Raw genomic sequence first — 19,640 nt, forward strand, 5'->3', positions numbered from 1 at the left:
AGTTCCTTGTAAGGCTTAATTCGTGGTCTGGATACGCCAAATGCCAAAAGGCTGATACGTCGGGTCGATGCGCATCCATTGGTACTTGCCGTACCAGGTCCAGCGGTGGCCGGTCATCAAATCTTCCCCCAATGACGCCGCGTCGTCGGGCAGGCCCATTTCCCACAGCGGCAGTTCAAAGCTCGCTTCCTGGGCGTTGACCGGATCGAGGCTGATGGCAATCAAAATGAAGTTGCTGCCGTCGGCGCTGCGTTTACCGAAGTACAAAATGTTGTCGTTCCAGGCGTTGTAAAGCTTCAGGCCCAAATGGGACTGCAACGCCGGGTTCTGGCGACGAATGCGATTGAGCTGAGCGATCTCGGCAATGATGTTGCCCGGCGCGGTGTAATCCCGTGGCCGCAGCTGATATTTCTCCGAGTCCAGGTACTCTTCCTTGCCCGGTATCGGCGCCGACTCGCACAGTTCGAACCCGGAATACATGCCCCACAGTCCCGAACCCATGGTCGCCAGTGCCGCACGAATCAAAAACCCGGCACGCCCCGACTCATGCAGAAAACCAGGATTGATGTCAGGCGTATTGACGAAAAAATTCGGTCGGTAGCAGTCGCGCCATGGCGATTCGTTCAGTTGCGCAAAGTATTCCGACAGCTCGGCCTTGGTGTTGCGCCAGGTGAAATAGGTATAGCTCTGGGAGTACCCGACTTTACCTAAGCGCGCCATCATCGCCGGTTTGGTAAAGGCTTCGGCGAGGAACATGACGTCAGGGTGCTCATGGCGGATGTCGGCAATCATCCATTGCCAGAACGGCAGTGGTTTAGTGTGTGGGTTATCGACCCGAAAAATCTTCACGCCCTCCTCGACCCAGCCCAGCACTACATCCCGCAGCTCAAGCCACAAACTGGGAATCGCATCCGGCGCGTAAAAGTCGACATTGACGATGTCCTGGTATTTTTTTGGCGGATTTTCCGCATATCGGATCGAGCCATCCGGGCGCCACGAAAACCAACCCGGATGCTCGTTGAGCCACGGGTGATCCTGGGAACATTGAATAGCGAAATCCAACGCGATTTCCAGGCCGTGTTCGGCGGCGGCTTTGACCAGATTGCGGAAATCCACGCGGGTGCCCAACTGCGGGTGAATCGCGTCGTGGCCGCCTTCAGCACTGCCAATGGCGTAAGGACTGCCGGGATCGTCCGGCCCCGCGTTCAGCGAGTTGTTGGGGCCTTTGCGATGCGCCCGCCCGATGGGATGGATCGGCGGGAAATACAACACGTCAAAACCCATGTCATGAATCATCGGCAACCGACCGAGCACATCGTTGAAGGTGCCATGCCGTGCGGGATCGTCGGTGATCGAGCGCGGAAACAGCTCGTACCAACTGGCGAACTGCGCCAGCTCACGCTCCACGTCCACCGGAAACTCAATGCTGCGGCTCAAGTACGCATGGTTTTCCGCCTTGGCCATCAGCGCGGTCGTTTCACGGTTCTGCAACAGCGCGACTTGCGCCTCTAAATCGCTGCTCCCGAACTGCTCAACCACCGCAGCCAGACGCTCATGCAACTCGCCTTCACTGCGCTCCATTGCTTGGGTGAGGTGAATACGGCCCTCCTCCAACTCCAGCTCGATGGGCACGCCGGCCCCATGCTTTTTCTGCAATTCATAGCGGTAACTGGCGAATTGATCGATCCAGGCTTCAAGACGGAATACCGTGCGACTGATAGATGACGGGGTGAACTGACCCACCCAACTGTCGTTAACCAGCTCCTGCATCGGCGCGCTGTGCCACTGCTCTTCATCGGCAGCCCGCCAGCGAATCACCACCGTTAGCTTGTCGTGTCCGTCAGCAAATACCTTACTGGTCACCACAATCGGCTGACCAACGATCGCCTTGACCGCAAACAGCCCGCCCTCGATCGCCGGCATCGTGTCTTCAATCACGATGCGCGGCAATTGCAGCGCTTGGGTCAGGGTTAACGGTTGAGTTTGGTGCGGTACGTCACTGGCCAAAGAATCCGGGCCGTAGGGCTGATCTGCGGTCACATTCATCGAGCATCACTCCTCACGCCCTTATAAAAGACGCTCTCCGGCAAAAATCACACGATTGAAAAAAAAGAGCGAGCCCATCCTGCACCGATCCACCTCACTGGGCCGCATAGTTTCCGAACGTGGACGGACGGAAAAAGTTCAAAAGGGTTTGGGGGAGGCACACGCGTAGACATAGAACAGAACGCTATCTGAACGCAATGCCTTAGGCCTGGACGAAGTAGGTCGACCTGGCGAAAGCGAGGGGCAGAAACGATCATGAGACATCGGGAACGAAACGATCAAAACCAGTTAATCCAACGAACGAAACGGAAGAACTTAATTAACACGGAAAACTCCTACACACTAATAGGATGATAATTACAGTCACTTAGGACACTGCTCAATAATGACTGTAGACCGCATCTCACTTTTATAAAAAACATAATAAACCGCTAACAATTGACACCGCGCACTGTTCCAATTGACCGCACCCTGGCCCTGACCACGACGCCTTGAAGCCCCGCCGAACGGGACCCCGGCGCCGCCGATGAGTACTGAGAGGTCAATCATGCTAATAAAAACCTGCAACTACGAGGTCATGAATTTTGAATGTCACGACCCTGACCTTAATACTTTCCGGACGGAAAAATCATACTTTAGGCTCGACAGAAACTTACGGGATACATCACAGCAGCCCCCAATAATCACCCAACTTTTTCTGGCGATCTGTATCGTCACCCTGAACTGGCTCAGCCCACATTGCTGCGCTCAGAATAACGCTGGAATCAGGCAGCACTACTACTCGCTTTTTATTCAACCACTGCCCAACGCTTTACCCTTGCGCTTCGATGCTTGAACCGCAGGTCGCCAGCGTGGAGTCGTTTTCGACACGCAGTGGTCGTACGTTGAGCGCGCCGAATTGTCCGCGCGCTCGAACGATTACGAGGTGGAATCTATGAACATCCCCATCCCGGCAGAAACGCCTGATCCGATGATCGACGACCCCGCTTTACCCGTGACGCCGCCGGAGAAGGACCCGCCTCCGACGATGCCTCCGGTAATGGAGCCACCGAAGGGTGATCCACCTCCCGAGAAATCGCCGGCGATTCTGGGCGATGTGTTTTATGACTAATGTCTAAACCTTCGTGTGGGCGCAGTGCATAGGCCGAACGTTGATTCACGCCGAGGGTCACAGCGTTATCAACGACCTGAAAGGAGAACAGCCATGCCACTGGAATTCGACAACACCCGTGAACACTGCTCCGCCGTCATCGAAAAGGTGCGCTATCAAAGCCCCATTATTGAGGTGGTGATCATCACAAATGACAGCACTCACATGTCTGAAGCTCACATCGACGGCCAGAGTGTGTCCATCACCGAAGACGAGGCAGATTCATTGACGGTGTTAGGCGCGCTGGATAAACGGCACCACACCGTGGCGGAGTGACGGGTTTCTCGCGATGCAAACACAGGACGTGTAAGAGCCGCCGCAGGCCGCGAAGCCCGGGCGGCTCGATGATTTCATTGACGCAGTCGAACGCATGCAGCCGCAGATACTGTGGGAAATTCTATGTTTGAGGGCAACTCCCACAAAATTCCGGGAGTCTTAGGAAAGTAAACGCTGAACATTCCTCGCAGCCTTCGGCAGCTACGAAAAAATGTTTGCAACGCGACGTATGCGTTTGAGGGGTGCGCGTTGATCACTTTCCAGACAGCAAAAAGCCCGGATAACCGGGCTTTTTGGCTGACCCCTGTAGGGCTGTCAGTCAATCAATAACGCTGATACTGCGAACCAAATTCTTTGCGGTTTTCTGCAACGATAACGTTGCCGTGCAGGTCGCTGCTCAGACGGTCAAAGGTCTTGGACGAAGTGTCAGCGACACGAACGTGGGTCACTTCGGCGCTAACCGGTTTGGCAACCGAAGCCGTGGTTTGAGGGCTGGCAAAGGCTGAACTTGCAGCCAACACCGACAGGGCAAAGCCGAAAGCAAGGGTACGTTTCATGGTTAAGCTCCAGTAGGTCGTTCAAGTAAAAGGCGGGTTCGAGTGGATGGCGCTACGTTACTGTCCGGCCCCTCAGATAAAAAACCACGAGCAGGCATATTGACTATTGGCGGCGTTGATCGGTAACGCAGTTCTTAGGATGTGAATCAGATCGGCCCTCTTCGCAGGCAAGCCTGCTCCCACAGAATCTGTGCTTGCCAAAGGGTCTGTGTCAGATACAGATCCTGTGGGACCCGGCTTGCCGACGAAAGCGGTGTTACAGGTTGACCGACTCGCGCCTCTCACCAAAAAGTTCGCCCCTGCCCGGATTCTCATGCTTTATCCCACTAAATTCCTAGGACAAATACTCCATCTGATCCGCTTTTTATTCAAATGGCTGAGTCTGTTATGCAAACAGTTGCGCGCCCATAGTTCAGCGGCCTGATCGAGGCTGATGAGTACCTACCATGAGCGAACGCATCCCCGTCCAGATCATTGAACTGGTTGAACCTTCCCGAGCGAAACTGAAGGCCACGTCCAGCGACACGCTGATCCATACCCGCAGTTTCACTGGCCTGTTCCGTAATTTGCGCTTGAGCGGCGCTGGACTTTTATTCCTGCTGTTCTTTGGAACGGTATGGCTGGATTGGAGTGGCCGCCAAGCGGTGCTTTGGGATCTGGCCGACAGCAAGTTCCATATCTTTGGCGCGACGTTTTGGCCGCAGGATTTCATTCTGTTGTCTGCACTGCTAATCATCTGTGCGTTTGGTTTGTTCGCGATCACGGTTTTCGCCGGGCGCGTGTGGTGCGGTTATACCTGCCCACAAAGTTCCTGGACCTGGATCTTCATGTGGTGCGAAAAACTCACCGAAGGCGAGCGCAATCAGCGGATCAAGCTGCAAGCCGCGCCGTGGGGCGTGAACAAACTGCTAAGACGGTCCGCCAAACACAGCTTATGGCTAGCGATCAGCGTCTTGACCGGCTTGACCTTCGTCGGTTACTTCACGCCGATTCGGCCGCTGGCCATGGACATGCTGACGTTGCAATTGAGCGGCGTCAGCTTGTTCTGGGTGCTGTTCTTCGCGGCGGCAACGTACATCAATGCCGGCTGGCTGCGGGAAGCGGTGTGCATGCACATGTGCCCGTATGCCCGTTTTCAAAGCGTGATGTTCGACAAAGACACCCTCACCGTTTCTTACGACGCTGCACGGGGAGAAAATCGCGGCCCACGCAAACGTGACGTCGAGCCGGCCTCAGTGGGCCTGGGTGACTGCATCGATTGCCAGGTGTGCGTGCAGGTCTGCCCCACCGGCATCGACATTCGCGACGGTTTGCAGATGGAATGCATCGGCTGTGCCGCGTGCATCGACGCCTGCGACTCGATCATGGACAAAATGGGCTATGAACGCGGCTTGGTCAGTTACACCTCCGAACGCACGCTGCAAGGCGGTCATACCCACCTGCTCCGACCCCGCTTGATCGGCTACTGCGCGGTGTTGGTGTTAATGATCGGTGCGCTGGTGCTGTCGCTGGTCGAGCGGCCGATGGTCTCGCTGGATGTCAGCAAAGACCGAGGGATGTTCCGTGAAAACAGCCAAGGTCAGATCGAAAACATCTACAGCCTGAAAATCATCAACAAAACTCAGCAGCCACAGCAGTATCATCTGGCGCTGGTCGAGGGTAAGGGCTTCGAGTATCACGGCAAAACCGAGGTCAGTCTTGCGGCGGGGGAAATCATCGACATTCCGGTGTCGGTAGCGATGATCGCGGACCACCCGACCAGCAGTTCCCAGAGCATCAGTTTTGAGGTGGTAGACGACGCTGATTCCACGGTGCGCAGCCTGGCGCAAAGCCGTTTTGTTGCGCCGATCAACCGGTGATCACCCCAGAGCAGTCCGTGTACGATATTCCACCGATGGTCAGCCAGCGAGCACCGATGAAACGCTATGAAAAGTTTGCCGAGGACATCGCTGAACTGATCCGCTCCGGGGTTCTCGGCCCTGGCGAGCGGGTGCCATCGGTGCGTTATGCCAGCCAGTCTTATGGTGTCAGTCCTTCTACGGTGTTCCAGGCTTATTATTTACTGGAGCGTCGCGGGTTGATCAGGGCGCGGCCTCGCTCCGGCTATTTCGTCACCAACAATGCGCCTCGGCAGTTTTCTGAACCGGTGATTAGTCATCAGGTCAGCGAGTCCACCGAGGTGGATGTCAGCGAGTTGGTGTTCTCGGTGCTTGCTTCAATCAAAGACCCGCAAACGGTGCCGTTTGGTTCGGCGTTTCCAAGCCCCATGCTGTTTCCCTTGCAACGGTTGGCCCGTTCGCTGGCCAGCTCCGCCCGTGACATGGACCCGCGCTTGGTGGTCACCGACATGTCGCCTGGCAACCCACAGCTACGGCGGCAAATCGCCCTGCGTTACATGGTCGGCGGTTTGATGCTGCCCATGGAAGAATTGATTATCACCAATGGCGCGCTGGAGGCGCTGAACTTGTGTCTACAAGCGGTGACCGAGCCCGGTGATCTGGTCGCCATCGAAGCCCCTGCCTTTTACGCCTGCTTGCAGGTGTTGGAGCGCCTCAAGCTCAAAGCGATTGAAATCCCGGTTCACCCCCGGGACGGTATCGACCTTGAGGTGCTGGCCCAGACCTTGGATCGCCACCCGATCAAAGCCTGTTGGTGCATGACCACGTTCCAGAACCCCATGGGCGCGACCATGCCCGAAGCCAGGAAGCGCCAGTTGGTGGAGTTGCTGCGTCAGCATCAGGTGCCACTGATCGAAGACGACGTATATGCCGAGTTGTATTACAGCGCCCAAGCGCCCAAACCTGCCAAAGCGTTCGACACAGAAGGTTTGGTGATGCACTGCGGCTCCTTTGCCAAAAGCCTCGCACCCGGCTACAGAATTGGCTGGGTCGCCGCGGGACGCTATGCGCAAAAAGTCGAACGGCTCAAATTGATGACCTCGCTCTGCGCGTCGATGCCCGCCCAGGCCGCGATTGCCGACTACCTGCAACACGGCGGTTATGACCGCCATCTACGCAAACTGCGTTACGCATTGGAGGAACAACAAGCCGCCATGCTCAGCGCGATCGTCCGTTACTTCCCGGCACAAACCCGGGTCAGCCAGCCCGCAGGCGGCTACTTTCTGTGGCTGGAACTGCCCGAGCAAATGGATTCGTTGAAGTTGTTTCAGATGGCCCTGGCCCAAGGCATCAGTATTGCGCCCGGGCCAATATTTTCACCGACCCAGCGCTTTCGTAACTGCATCCGGCTTAATTACGGCAGTCCCTGGAACGAGACAGCAGAGAAAGCCATGGAAACCCTGGGGCGAATTATTCGTTCGTTCTGAGCGAAACGACGGCGAGGACGCAAACGATTATCTGCCGCCGCCCAAGTCGATAAATGTCCCGGTGGCGTAACTGGCTTTTTCCGACAGCAACCAGATGATCGCTTCGGCGACCTCTTCTGCGACGCCGCCACGGCCCATGGGAATGCCAGGTTCAAGCTTGCTGACCCGCTGCGGGTCGCCGCTCAGGGCATGGAAATCGGTATAGATGTAACCGGGGCGCACCGCGTTGACTCGAATGCCCTCGCCTGCCAATTCCCGCGACAGGCCGATAGTAAAGGTGTCGAGTGCGCCTTTGGACGCTGCGTAATCAACGTATTCCCCCGCCGAGCCCAACCGCGCGGCCACCGACGACACATTGACGATGCTCCCGCCTTTGCCGCCATGGCGCGGCGACATTCGCAGCACCGCGTGTTTGGCACACAGTATCGGTCCCACCACGTTGGTTTTCATAATCCGCAATAAGCGCAATTCAGACATGTCCTCGACCCGGGACGCCTCAGCGACCGTCCCCGCGTTATTGACCAGCGCGGTGACCGGACCAAATTCGGCATCGATCCTAGCGAACAGGCTGACGATCTGGGCTTCATCACTGACGTCCGCTTGTATCGACATCACCTGCGCGCCAAGCTCGCGAACCTTTGCGCAAGTGCGCTTGGCGGCGACGTGGTCCGACCGATAATTAATGCAGACCCGATAACCTTCACCGGCGGCCAACAAGGCGGTGGCCGCGCCGATGCCACGGGAGCCACCGGTGATAAGAATGACTTTTTCCATAAGTGAGTGCCTGATCGATGCCTGAAGACTGTCAGCCTAGCCCAGTTCACTAAAAGAAATCACCCACCTTAACCCTCAGATATAACGCTCGCGTGCTCACCCGCTTGTACTTCAGCTGCATGGATATCCGCCATGAATTTCTCGGGAGGCAATGGGTGTCCCAAGAGAAAACCTTGAAGCGAATCGCAGCCTAGTCGGGTCAAAAAGCTCTGCTGGAGGTTGGTTTCAACCCCTTCGGCAACGATGCGCAGGCCAAGCGCCTGGCCGACGGCAACGATGGCCGAGACAATCGCCGCGTCATCGCTACCGTGCTCCAAATCGCGGACGAAGCCTCGGTCGATCTTGATTTCATTGGCCGGTAAGCGCTTGAGGTACATCAGGCTGGAGTAGCCGGTGCCAAAGTCATAGATGGACAGGTCGACGCCCATTTCAGCCAACCGTTGCAGCACCTTCATGCTCGTATCGGCATCGCTCATGGCCGTGGTTTCGGTGATTTCCAGTGTCAGGCTGTTGGCGGGTAACTGGTGCAGTTCCAGCGCCGTGGCGACGCTACTGAGCAACCCGGCATGGCAGAACTGCAACGCCGAGAGATTGACCGCGATTCGCCAATGGTTATAGCCAAGCGCGTACCAGACGCGCATCTGCCGACAGGCTTCGTTAAGTACCCAATCGCCGATGGGGATTATCAACCCGGTCTTTTCCGCCAGGCCGATGAATTTGTCCGGCAGCAGCAAACCTTGCTGCGGATGGTGCCAGCGCAGCAGCGCTTCAGCCCCTATCGGCAAGCCCGTCACGGCATCGAATTTTGGTTGGTAATAGAGGCAAAACTGCTGTTCTTTAAGCCCAACACGCAGGTCTTGCAGCAACTGCAATTGATTGCGCGCGTTGGTATTCATCGAGACGTCAAAGAAGCTGTAGCCGTTTTTTCCTGCCGCTTTGGCGTGGTACATCGCGGCATCGGCGTTCATCAGCAATTGGTGCTGCGTCTCACCGCTCCCCGGATACAACGCAATGCCAATGCTCGCGGAAATTTGCACGGTGTTTTCGACGACGATAAAGGGTTGACCAATCAACGCAACCTGGCGGGCAGCGAACGCCGTAACGTCGGCCAGTTCGCCTAGGTCAACCAGCAGCACGAACTCATCGCCACCGATACGGGCCAAGGTATTTTGGCTGTTCAAGTTCTTGCGCAGCCGCAATGCGACTTGGCGCAACAGTTGGTCACCCAAGTAATGGCCGAACGCATCGTTGATCGGCTTGAAGCCATCCAGGTCCATAAACATCAGCGCGAAACTGCCGCCGTGTTTATCTGCCTTGCGCATGGCCTGTTCAACCCGCTCGGCCAGCAACACGCGGTTCGGCAGGCCGGTCAAGGTGTCGTGCAATGCCAGGTGCGTCAGCTCCAGGTTGGCAATGCTCAGGGAATCGGACAGGTCAGCAGTGCGCGCTTCCATCCGCGCATCAAGAATAGAGGTCAGCAAGGCGATGCCCAGCACCGCCAAGCTGGTGACCAGCACCAACATGTCCAGACCGTCGACGCGTAATCCGCTGCCGACTGAGCCACAGAAACTGCCGTCGGCAAACATCGCGGCGGCCATGCCGGTGTAGTGCATGCCAGCAATTGCTGCACCCATGAAAACTGAAGCCACGGCGCGGACCAGGCGCACATAAGGTTTTTCCTGACGCAGACGAAATGCAGTCCACAGCGCAGCAGCCGATGCACTGAAGGCTATCAGCAACGAAAGAGCAACACGAATAGGGTCGTAGGCGATGCCCGGCTGCATGCGCAACGCGGCCATCCCGCAATAATGCATTCCGCTGATCCCGGCGCCCATGATCAACGCGCCGAAAAACAGCTGCAGCAAGGGTAGCTGCGGCTGACTGACTAGCCAGAGGGCGAACCCGGACGCGAGAATCGCAATCAGCAACGACAACAGGGTAATCGGTATGTCGTAACCCAATTCGATGGGCAAGCTAAAGGCAAGCATGCCGATGAAATGCATCGACCACACACCGACGCCCATGGCTAATGCCCCACCGCCCATCCACAGGTACGCAGTGCGCCCTTTTGCAGTGGCAATGCGTCCGGTCAAATCCAGCGCGGTATAAGAGGCCAAGATCGCCACGAATATGGAAATCAAGACCAGCGCTGGCGTGTAATTACCAATGAGCATACGGCTTCTCGTGATCTAGGCGGACGACAGGTTTTTTGCCCAGAGAAAAGCTAAAGATTGTACGCACCTTGTACAAAAAGTCGCTGAATGTTTAGTGTTCTGAACCATCGACTTAAAAACATACGCCATTCGTAGGGGCTGTGTTCCTGGTCTCCCGAAGGGTTACTGGAGCGTCAACCCGCTTTCAGCATTCCAGCCACCGCCCAACGCCGCAATCAATTGAACACTGGCGATGAGTCGGCTTTGCAGCAGGGTCAGCACGCTTCTTTCATTACTCAACGCCGTGGTTTGCACGGTTACCACGTCGAGGTAAGCGATTAGCCCGGCTTTGTACTGGTTGTTGGTCAAGCGCAGTGATTCACGCGCAGCGTCCAACGCTTCAGCGCGCACCGCCGCCTCGTCTTGATAAACCTTGAGTTGAACCAGATAGTTCTCGACCTCTTGGAAACCGTTCAACACGGTCTGTCGGTATTGAGCCACGGTCTGATCGTAGACGGCCTCGGTGCGATCGACTTCAGCGGAGCGTTGTCCGCCATCAAATAACGTGGTCGCCAGTTGCGGCCCGACCGACCAGAAACGGTTTGGCAAACTGATCCAGTTGGTGAAGGTGGAGCTGCTGTAACCGCCGTTCATGCTCAAGCTCAGATCAGGGTAGTAGGCGGCTTTTGCCACACCAATGTCGGCGTTAGCGGCCATCACCGAGCGTTCCGCCGCTGCAATGTCCGGTCTGCGTTCAAGCAATTGCGAAGGAACTTCCAGAGGGATCTGCGGCAGCGCCGGAACCGTGGTGGTAGCGGCGAGGCTGAAATCGGCCGGGGCCTGGCCCATGAGTACTGCAATTGCATTCTCGAACTGCGCTCGCTGCCAAATCAGGTCGATCAAGTCGGCCTGGGTGCTTTTGAGTTGGGTCTGCGCCTGGGCCACCGCATCCTTTCCAGAGACACCGTGGCGGTATTGATTTTGGGTGGTGGTCAACGAGCGCTGGTACGCCTCGACAGTGGCGTCAAGCAAACGCTTCTGTTCATCGATGACCCGCAACTGCAGGTAATTCTGCACCAGTTCCGATTGCAGGCTCAGGCGCATTGAGGCCAGGTCAGCGAGGCTGGCCTGAGCGCTGGCTTTATCCGCTTCCATCCCGCGACGTAATTTGCCCCAAATGTCGGCTTCCCAACTGACGTTCAACTGAGCGTTGTAGGTGTCGCGGATACCGCTGCTCGAACTGCTCAGGCTCGAACTGCTACTGCCGGTGCCCTGGCTGGAGCGGTTCTTACTGGTGGTCAGGTCGAGTGTCGGAAAAAAGGCTCCTCGCGCGCTACGGATCAATGCCTGGGCTTGTCGATATTGGGCATCATATTGAGCGACGGTCTGGTTAGAGCTGTTGAGTTTTTCCACCAAGCCGTTGAGTTGCGCATCGCCATAGAGCTCCCACCATGCGCCCCGGACCAACGCGTCGTTAGGCGTTGCCTGACGCCAGCCCGCAGCTTGCTTGAACTGGGCCGGGGTAGTTACGGACGGTTTTTTATAGTCCGGCCCGACCGCGCAAGCGCTTAACAACAGCACGCACAGGCCGGTGCCCAGCCAACGCACGAGACGCTGAAAAACGGAAGGGAGGTGCAGGCGATCGGTCATAACGGAGTTTCCAATGCGGCATCGGTGCGCACGCCACGCCATTTGTTGACACGATGGCGAAGGCGGTCGAGGTAAAGGTAAACCACCGGAGTGGTGTAGAGGGTCAGGATTTGACTGAAAATCAAACCGCCAATAATGGTCAGGCCCAGCGGATGGCGCATTTCTGCCCCTTCAGCGCTGCTCAGCAATAAAGGCACAGCACCCAAAATCGCCGCCAAGGTGGTCATCAGAATCGGTCGCAGCCGTTGCAAGCACGCGCTGCGGATCGAATCCATCGGGCTCATACCCAGCTCCCGCTCCAGTTGCAGCGCCAGGTCGATCATCAGAATGGCGTTTTTCTTCACCACGCCGATCAACAAAAACAGGCCCAGCAGCGAGATCAGGCTAAATTGCCCGCCCACCATGTAGATGGTGAGCAAGGCACCCACGCCTGCTGACGGCAAGGTTGAAAGAATGGTCAGCGGGTGAATGTAGCTTTCATAGAGAATGCCCAGCACCAGGTACACCACAACCAACGCGCCAAGAATCATGAACGGCTGAGTTTTCTGTGCGGCGGCAAAGGCGTCGGCGGTGCCGGCCATTTTGGCAATGACTTCAGTCGGCAAGCCGACTTTGGCCACGGCCCGCTCCACCGCTGCCGAGGCTTGTTCAAGGGTGGCGCCTTCGGTCAGATCGAAAGATATGTCTTCGGAAGCGAACTGCCCGTCGTGGGTCACCCGGTCATCCGCAAGGCTGCGCTCGTAGTGAGCAATGCTCGACAACGGCACGCGGTCGCCGGCGGCGGTAATTACCTGCACCTGATCGAGGGTGATCGGGTCTTGGGCGTATTTCGGATTGACCTCCATAACCACTTCGTACTGGTTGAGGCTGTCGTAAATCGTAGAGATTTGCCGCTGGCTGTAGGCGTTATTCAACACCGCCGTCACCATGTTCATGTCAATGCCCAGGCGCTTGGCGGTATCGCGGTCAACCTGCAGCGTCACTTGTTGCGCGCCCCGGCCTTCGCGACCGTCAATCGCGGTGAGTTCCGGCACTGATTTGAGGGCTTCGAGCACTTTCGGGTACCACAAGCGCAAGCTGGCCAAGTCGCCGCTTTGCAGGATGTATTGATACTGCGAAGTGGTCTGCTCACGACCGCCACCAAACTGCAGGTCCTGATCAGCCTGAAGGAATAACCGTCCCCCAGGCACCAGCGGCATGTTCTTGCGCAAACGGTCGATGACCTTATCGGCGGCCAATTTGCGCTCAGCGAGCGGCTTGAGGCGCACGATAATCGTCGCGTTGCTGGTTCCGCCGTTACCGCCCACAAAGCCTGCCACACTATCGACGGCAGGATCAGCAAGCACCGCGCGCCGGAAAATTTCCATCTTGGGCTGCATCACTGCGAACGAAAGGCCGTCATCGCCCCGGATGAAACCAATCAACTGTCCGGTGTCCTGTTGGGGCATGAAGGTTTTAGGCACTACGATATACAGCGCGACGTTGACCCCAATGGTGACGAACAGGCTCAACAACGTCAGCCGAGGATGTCGCAACACCCAGCCAAGGGAGCGATCGTATCCAGCGATCAGTCGGTCGTTTAGCCCACGGCTCCAGCGTTGCAGGGCATTTTCTTTTGTCGGGTCGTGGGGCTTGAGCCAGCGTGCGCAGAGCATCGGGGTCAAGGTCAGGGAGACCACTAACGAAACGACGATGGACGCCGCCAAGGTAATGGAAAACTCGCGGAACAGGCTGGCAACGATCCCGCCCATGAACAAGATCGAGAGGAAAACCGCCACCAGTGACACGTTCATCGACAGCAACGTGAAACCAACTTCTTTGGCGCCGAGGTACGCGGCTTCCATCGGCGGCACGCCTTTGTCGATGTGCCGGGAGATGTTTTCCAACACCACGATGGCGTCGTCCACCACCAATCCGGTGGCCAAAATCAGTGCCATCAGCGACAAGTTATTCAGCGAGAAGCCATTCAAATACATGACGGCGAAGGTACCCACCAGCGATACCGGGACCGCCAGCGTCGGAATCAGCGATGCGCGGAAGTTTCCGAGAAAGAAGAACACCACCAGAATCACCAACACCACGGCAATCAGCAACGTGGTTTCGGCTTCATGCAGCGTCGCCTTGATCACTGGCGAACGGTCCATGGCCAGGTCCAGTTTGACGCTGGCCGGGAGCACCGCTTGCAGGGCCGGGAGCTGGGCCTTTATCTGCGCCACGGTTTCGATAATGTTGGCGCCCGCCTGACGGTTGATGACCAGCAATACAGCTTGTTTATCGTTGAAAAAACCGGCGTTGTAACGGTCTTCCACGGCGTCGGTGACTTTGGCCACATGGCTCAGGCGCAAGGCTGCGCCATTCTGGTAACGGATAATCAGCGGTGCGTAGTCCTTGGCTTTCTCTAACTGATCATTGGCCTGGATCTGCCAATGGTGGTTGGCGTCTTCCACCGACCCTTTGGGTTTACGGACGTTGGCGGCGGCAATAGTGGTGCGCACATCGTCCAGCGACACGCCATATTGACTGAGTAACTGCGGCTCCAGCTCGACCCTTACCGCTGGCAACGAACTGCCACCAATCTGCACCTCGCCAACGCCGCTCACTTGAGACAGGCTTTGGGAAAGAATGGTCGAGGCCAAATCGTACAACTCGCCCTTCGCCAATACGTCGGAGGTTAACGACAAGACCATGATTGGCGCTTGAGACGGGTTGACCTTTTTATAGGTCGGCATGCTGCGCATACCGCTGGGCAACAGATTGCGCGCCGCGTTGATCGCGGCCTGAACTTCCCGCGCTGCACCATTGATGTCGCGGTCCAAGTCGAACTGCAAAATCACTCGCGTGGAGCCCAGGCTTGAACGGCTGCTCATGGTAGCGATGCCGGAGATGGTGCCCAGCGAGCGTTCCAAAGGCGTGGCCACGGTGGAAGCCATCACTTCTGGACTGGCCCCGGCCAAGCTGGCCGAAACGACGATCACTGGGAAGTCCATGTTCGGCAGTGGCGACACTGGCAGCAGATTAAACGCAACGCTGCCCAGCAGGATGATCGCCAGGCTCAAGAGCATCGTCGCCACCGGTCGACGAATGAACGGCCCCGACAGGTTCATACTTGCGCCTGCTCCAAATCGGCTGCAGCGTCCGGTTTACGGCCCCAGCGTCGGCCTAACCGGTCGAAGTACAGGTAAATAACCGGGGTGGTGAACAACGTCAGGACCTGACTCACCATCAGTCCGCCGACCATCACCAGACCCAACGGCTGACGCAACTCCGCGCCCGAACCGCTGGCCAGCATCAACGGCACGGCACCGAACAACGCCGCCAATGTGGTCATTAAAATCGGTCGAAAACGCAGCAGCGCCGCTTCGTAGATCGCAGTCTCCGGGTCGACACCACGGTTACGTTCGGCGTCGAGTGCAAAGTCGATCATCATGATGGCGTTTTTCTTAACGATGCCAATCAACAGGATGATCCCGATAATCGCGATCATTCCCAGATCGTTGCCACTGATCAACAAGGCCAGCAATGCACCGACCGCCGCAGACGGCAAGGTCGAAAGAATGGTGATTGGGTGAATGTAACTTTCGTACAGCACGCCCAATACGATGTACATGGTCACCACCGCCGCCAATATCAGCAGCAAGGTGCTCGACAACGAGGCCTCGAACGCCTGAGCAGCGCCCTGGAATTCAGTCTGCACGCCAATCGGCATGCCGATGTCCTTCTGCACCTGATGAATCACTTCAACCGCTTTGCCCAGCGCAACGCCCGGTGCCAGGTTAAAGGACATCATGACGGCCGGAAACTGGCCTATGTGGGCGATCGCCAACTGCCCCTGACGCTGCTCAATCCGGGCCAGGCTCGACAGTTTGACCTGGGTTCCCGCCGTGGTTTTGACGTGAACCTGTTCCAGCGCCTGCGGGCCGAGGTCTACGCCCACTGCCGCTTGCATCACCACGCGGTATTGGCTGGCTTGGGTATAGATAGTGGAAATCTGCCGCTGACCGAACGCGTCGTACAGCGCATCGGTGATGTTCGCGACGCTGACCCCGACCCGACTGGCCGCATCGCGGTCGATGACCAGATAGACCTGCAACCCTTTGTCCTGCAAATCACTGGCGACGTCCTTCAGTTCCGGGCGCTGACCCAAGGCGTCCACCAGTTTGCCGCTCCACAGCGACAACAGCGCGGCATCGGGTGACGACATGCTGAATTGGTATTGCGTACGACTGACCCGATCTTCAACCGTCAGGTCTTGGACCGGTTGCAGGAACAACCGGATGTTCGAAATTTTTTCCAGCTCTGGCTGCAAGCGCTGAATAATCTGCGACGCGCTTAGACTGCGTTGGTCATGCGGCTTAAGGTTAATCAACATGCGCCCGCTGTTCAGCGTGGCGTTGTCGCCGTCGACCCCGATGTAGGACGAAAGGCTTTCTACCGCCGGATCCTGCAAAACGATTTTTGCCAGCGACTGCTGACGCTCGCTCATGGCCGCAAACGACACCGATTGCGGCGCTTCGGAGATACCTTGAATGACCCCAGTGTCCTGCACCGGGAAAAATCCTTTGGGCACGATTATGTACAAAAACACCGTCAGCCCTAACGTGGCGATGGCCACCAGCAAGGTCAGCGGTTGATGTTTCAATACCCAGCGCAACTTGCGCCCATACGCGGCGATCAGCCAGTCGATCCAGGCACCGCTGGCACGGTAGAAACGGCTCTGCTCTTCTGGTTTTGGTTCGCGCTTTAGCAATCGAGCACACATCATCGGCGTCAGGGTCAGCGACACAAACAACGAAATCAGAATCGCAACGGCCAAGGTAATCGCGAATTCACGGAACAACCGCCCCACCACATCGGCCATGAACAGCAACGGGATTAATACCGCGATCAGCGAAATGGTCAGCGAAACCAAGGTAAAACCAATCTGCCGCGCACCTTTGAGGGCGGCTTGAAACGGCGTATCGCCCTCTTCAATGTGCCGCGAAATGTTTTCTAACATGACGATGGCGTCATCCACCACAAAGCCGGTGGCGATGGTCATGGCCATCAGCGTCAGGTTGTTGACCGAGAAGCCGGCGAGGTACATCACGCCAAAGGTGCCGACCAGCGACAATGGCACGGCAATCGACGGAATAATCGTGGCGCTGACCCTGCGCAAGAACAGGAACGTTACCAGCACCACAAGGATGATGGAGATCAGCAATTCATGCTGCACATCCCTGACCGAGGCGCGGATGGTCTGCGTGCGGTCGGTCAATACAATGACGTCCAGCCCGGCTGGCAAGTTATCGGTGATGCTTGGCAGCAGGGCCTTGATCCGGTCAACCACCTGAATCACATTGGCGCCGGGTTGGCGTTGAATGTTCAGCAGCACCGCTTGATTTTCGTTAGCCCAAGCAGCGAGTCGATTGTTTTCCGCGCCGTCGACAATCTCGGCCACGTCTTTGAGGCGTAAGGGTGCGCCATTTTTGTAAGCCAGAATCAGGTCGGCGTATTCCTGAGGGGACTGCAACTGGTCGTTGGCATCCAGGGTCGAGACCCGCGTCGGGCCGTCGAAGCTACCTTTAGGCTGGTTGACGTTAGATGCGGTGATCAGCGTGCGAACGTCGGCCAGATTCAAGCCATTGGCTGCCAGCGCGTCGGGATTCACCTTGATGCGAACCGCCTGACGTTGGCCGCCGGCGATGCTGACCAGACCCACACCACTGATCTGCGAGATTTTCTGCGCCATGCGCGTATCGACCAGATCGTTGAGCTTGGGCAACAGCATGGTTTTCGACGTAATGGCCAAGGTCAGCACTGGCGTGTCGGCCGGGTTGACCTTGTTGTAAACCGGCGGAGCGGGTAAATCGGTGGGCAGCAAGTTAGTCGCGCCGTTGATCGCGGCCTGTACTTCTTGCTCGGCGACGTCCATGTTCAGGTCGAGGCTGAACCGCAGGGTAATGACCGATGCGCCCCCCGAACTGGTGGAGGCCATTTGGGTAAGGCCGGGCATTTGCCCGAACTGGCGCTCCAGCGGTGCCGTGACGGAACTGGTCATGACTTCGGGGCTGGCGCCAGGGTAGAGCGTCAAAACCCGGATCGTCGGGTAATCCACTTGTGGCAGGGCCGACACCGGCAACAGGGTATAAGCGATCAAACCGGCCAACACGATAGCCAGCATACTCAATGTGGTCGCTACCGGGCGCAGGATGAACAGCCGTGAGATGCTCATACGCTGCCTTTGTCCGCCTTGCCAGCCTTGGCTGACTCACTGGAGTCTTGGGGCGGTTTGCCGCGTAGGTCCTGATCGGGCGTGACGGGCACGTCCTTGACGTCGTTCACAACTTCAACGTCGCTGCCATCGCGCAAGCGGTCAGTGCCTTCCAGCACCACGCGCTCGCCCACTGCCAAGCCGCTGGTGATGACCGTAGAAGATTCATCGCTGCCCCCGGCTACCAACTGACGAACCTTGACCTTCTTGTCGCCGTCCATCACGTAGACAAACGTGCCATTGGTTCCGAATTGAACCGCTGCTGAAGGCACCAGGACCGCCTGTTTAAGGGTGTCGGCACGCAAACGGACATTGACGAATTGGTTCGGAAACAGCACCTCATCCTGGTTTTCGAAGCGCGCCTTGAATTTCAGGGTGCCAGTGGTGACGTCAATCTGGTTGTCCAGGCTGGCCAAGACACCCGTGGCCTGGCGCTTCACGTCGCCGCGATCCCACGCTTCTACGGGCAGTTTGTCGCCGCTGTGATAGCGGCCGATGACTGCCGAAAGGTCTTTCTCAGGCAGGGTAAAAACAACCGTGATCGGTTTGGTTTGGGTGATGACCAGCAAGGCTGTGGTGTCGTTGGCGGCGACAAGGTTGCCGACGTCCAGTTGCTTCAACCCGACTCGGCCGTTAATCGGCGCCCGAATCTTGGTGAATTCAAGATTGAGTTTGGCGTCGCCCACCGCAGCCTGATTCGTCTTGATCGTGCCCACGTATTGATTGACCAGCGAAGCGGCGGTATCCAGTGTCTGTTTGGCGATGCTGTCTTCGGCGTACAGACCGCGATAGCGCTCCAGATCAACCTGGGCATTTTTCAACAACGCCTGATTGGTCAATAAGGTGCCTTGAGCCTGTTCCAACACGATTTGATAACTGCGCGGGTCTATTTCTGCCAACAAGTCGCCGGCCTTGACCATTTGCCCTTCTTGAAAGTTGATCTTGACCAACTCCCCTGCCACTCGGCTGCGCACGTTGATGGTGTTCATCGCCGTCACGGTACCCAATGCTTTATAGATAATCGGGAAGTCGCCAACGGTCGCTGCGGCCACTCGCACTGGAACCGGACCGGTTGACCCGCCAAAACCCGGCCTCGGCGCCCCACCCTTGGCCATCCCGCCGCCCCCGCCTTTTTGCCGGGTCGCAGCGGCAGTACCTTTATCGTCAGCAGCTATATTTCCAGCTCCTGGGTGCGAGCCGGTAGACGGCCAAAACTTCCAGCACAAGCCGATAATGACCAACAGGACTAGCAGGCTAATCAGCCAACGACGGGAACTACGGGGGCCAGACGATTGCATGAATATCAACCATTGTGTGCGACGGCTTCATTGAGAGGCAGAACAATAAGCACTGTGGAATGAGAAGCAAAGGGCCTTTACCGGCTATTTACTTAGCGCTTACTTTCTATAAGGCCCTGAAGCACAAATAAAAACGGCCCGGACTAGTCCAGGCCGCTAAT

Annotated in this window: 12 protein-coding genes; 4 read left to right on the forward strand and 8 right to left on the reverse strand. The window is 57.1% G+C overall.

The features are described 5' to 3' along the window. Nucleotides 1–15: 15 nt before the first annotated feature. Nucleotides 16–2,046 (reverse strand): alpha-1,4-glucan--maltose-1-phosphate maltosyltransferase, encoded by a 2,031-nt coding sequence (locus RHM65_RS20815; protein ID WP_322169406.1) that lies wholly within the window; start codon nt 2,044–2,046, stop codon nt 16–18. Between the two features lie 934 nt (nt 2,047–2,980). On the opposite strand from RHM65_RS20815, the gene RHM65_RS20820 reads away from it, so the two are divergent. Both RHM65_RS20820 and RHM65_RS20825 read left to right on the forward strand, forming a co-directional pair. Beyond that, nucleotides 2,981–3,157, forward strand: coding sequence for a hypothetical protein (locus RHM65_RS20820; protein ID WP_322169404.1), 177 nt, complete (start codon nt 2,981–2,983; stop codon nt 3,155–3,157). A 93-nt stretch (nt 3,158–3,250) separates the two neighbouring features. Further along, the gene (locus tag RHM65_RS20825) at nt 3,251–3,472 is read left to right on the forward strand and encodes a DUF3203 family protein (RefSeq protein WP_322169401.1); all 222 of its coding nucleotides are present in this window, start codon (nt 3,251–3,253) and stop codon (nt 3,470–3,472) included. Between the two features lie 323 nt (nt 3,473–3,795). On the opposite strand, the gene RHM65_RS20830 is transcribed toward RHM65_RS20825, so the two are convergent. Beyond that, nucleotides 3,796–4,029 (reverse strand): hypothetical protein, encoded by a 234-nt coding sequence (locus RHM65_RS20830; RefSeq protein WP_322169397.1) that lies wholly within the window; start codon nt 4,027–4,029, stop codon nt 3,796–3,798. A 446-nt stretch (nt 4,030–4,475) separates the two neighbouring features. Between RHM65_RS20830 and ccoG the strand changes: the two genes are divergently transcribed. Together ccoG and mapR are read left to right on the forward strand one after the other, a co-directional pair. Further along, on the forward strand, nt 4,476–5,888 hold the full coding sequence (gene ccoG, locus RHM65_RS20835) for a cytochrome c oxidase accessory protein CcoG (RefSeq protein WP_322169394.1): 1,413 nt from the start codon (nt 4,476–4,478) through the stop codon (nt 5,886–5,888). A 56-nt stretch (nt 5,889–5,944) separates the two neighbouring features. After that, entirely contained in the window at nt 5,945–7,354 is a 1,410-nt protein-coding gene (gene mapR / locus RHM65_RS20840) for a GntR family transcriptional regulator MpaR (RefSeq protein ID WP_322169390.1), read from the forward strand. Between the two features lie 27 nt (nt 7,355–7,381). Here the strand turns inward: mapR and RHM65_RS20845 are convergent, their stop codons facing one another. From RHM65_RS20845 to RHM65_RS20870, 6 genes are all read right to left on the reverse strand, one after another. Continuing rightward, a complete protein-coding gene (locus RHM65_RS20845) occupies nt 7,382–8,128 on the reverse strand; it encodes an SDR family oxidoreductase (protein WP_322169387.1) in 747 nt (248 codons plus the stop codon). Between the two features lie 68 nt (nt 8,129–8,196). Continuing rightward, nucleotides 8,197–10,302, reverse strand: a complete 2,106-nt coding sequence (locus RHM65_RS20850; protein WP_322183960.1) for a putative bifunctional diguanylate cyclase/phosphodiesterase — start codon at nt 10,300–10,302, stop codon at nt 8,197–8,199. Between the two features lie 162 nt (nt 10,303–10,464). Further along, on the reverse strand, nt 10,465–11,931 hold the full coding sequence (locus RHM65_RS20855; protein ID WP_322169380.1) for an efflux transporter outer membrane subunit: 1,467 nt from the start codon (nt 11,929–11,931) through the stop codon (nt 10,465–10,467). Next, entirely contained in the window at nt 11,928–15,035 is a 3,108-nt protein-coding gene (locus RHM65_RS20860) for an efflux RND transporter permease subunit (protein WP_322169378.1), read from the reverse strand. Before RHM65_RS20860 ends, RHM65_RS20855 begins: the two co-directional genes overlap by 4 nt. After that, nucleotides 15,032–18,142: an MdtB/MuxB family multidrug efflux RND transporter permease subunit gene (locus tag RHM65_RS20865; RefSeq protein WP_322169376.1), complete on the reverse strand. Its 3,111-nt coding sequence runs from the start codon at nt 18,140–18,142 to the stop codon at nt 15,032–15,034. Before RHM65_RS20865 ends, RHM65_RS20860 begins: the two co-directional genes overlap by 4 nt. Next, nucleotides 18,139–19,479 carry an MdtA/MuxA family multidrug efflux RND transporter periplasmic adaptor subunit gene (locus RHM65_RS20870; RefSeq protein WP_322169372.1) on the reverse strand — a complete coding sequence of 447 codons (1,341 nt, stop codon included), beginning with the start codon at nt 19,477–19,479 and terminating at the stop codon, nt 18,139–18,141. The genes RHM65_RS20865 and RHM65_RS20870 overlap by 4 nt, the downstream gene beginning before the upstream one ends. Between the last annotated feature and the right edge of the window lie 161 nt (nt 19,480–19,640).

Source organism: Pseudomonas sp. CCI4.2, assembly GCF_034350045.1.
Classification (GTDB): domain Bacteria; phylum Pseudomonadota; class Gammaproteobacteria; order Pseudomonadales; family Pseudomonadaceae; genus Aquipseudomonas.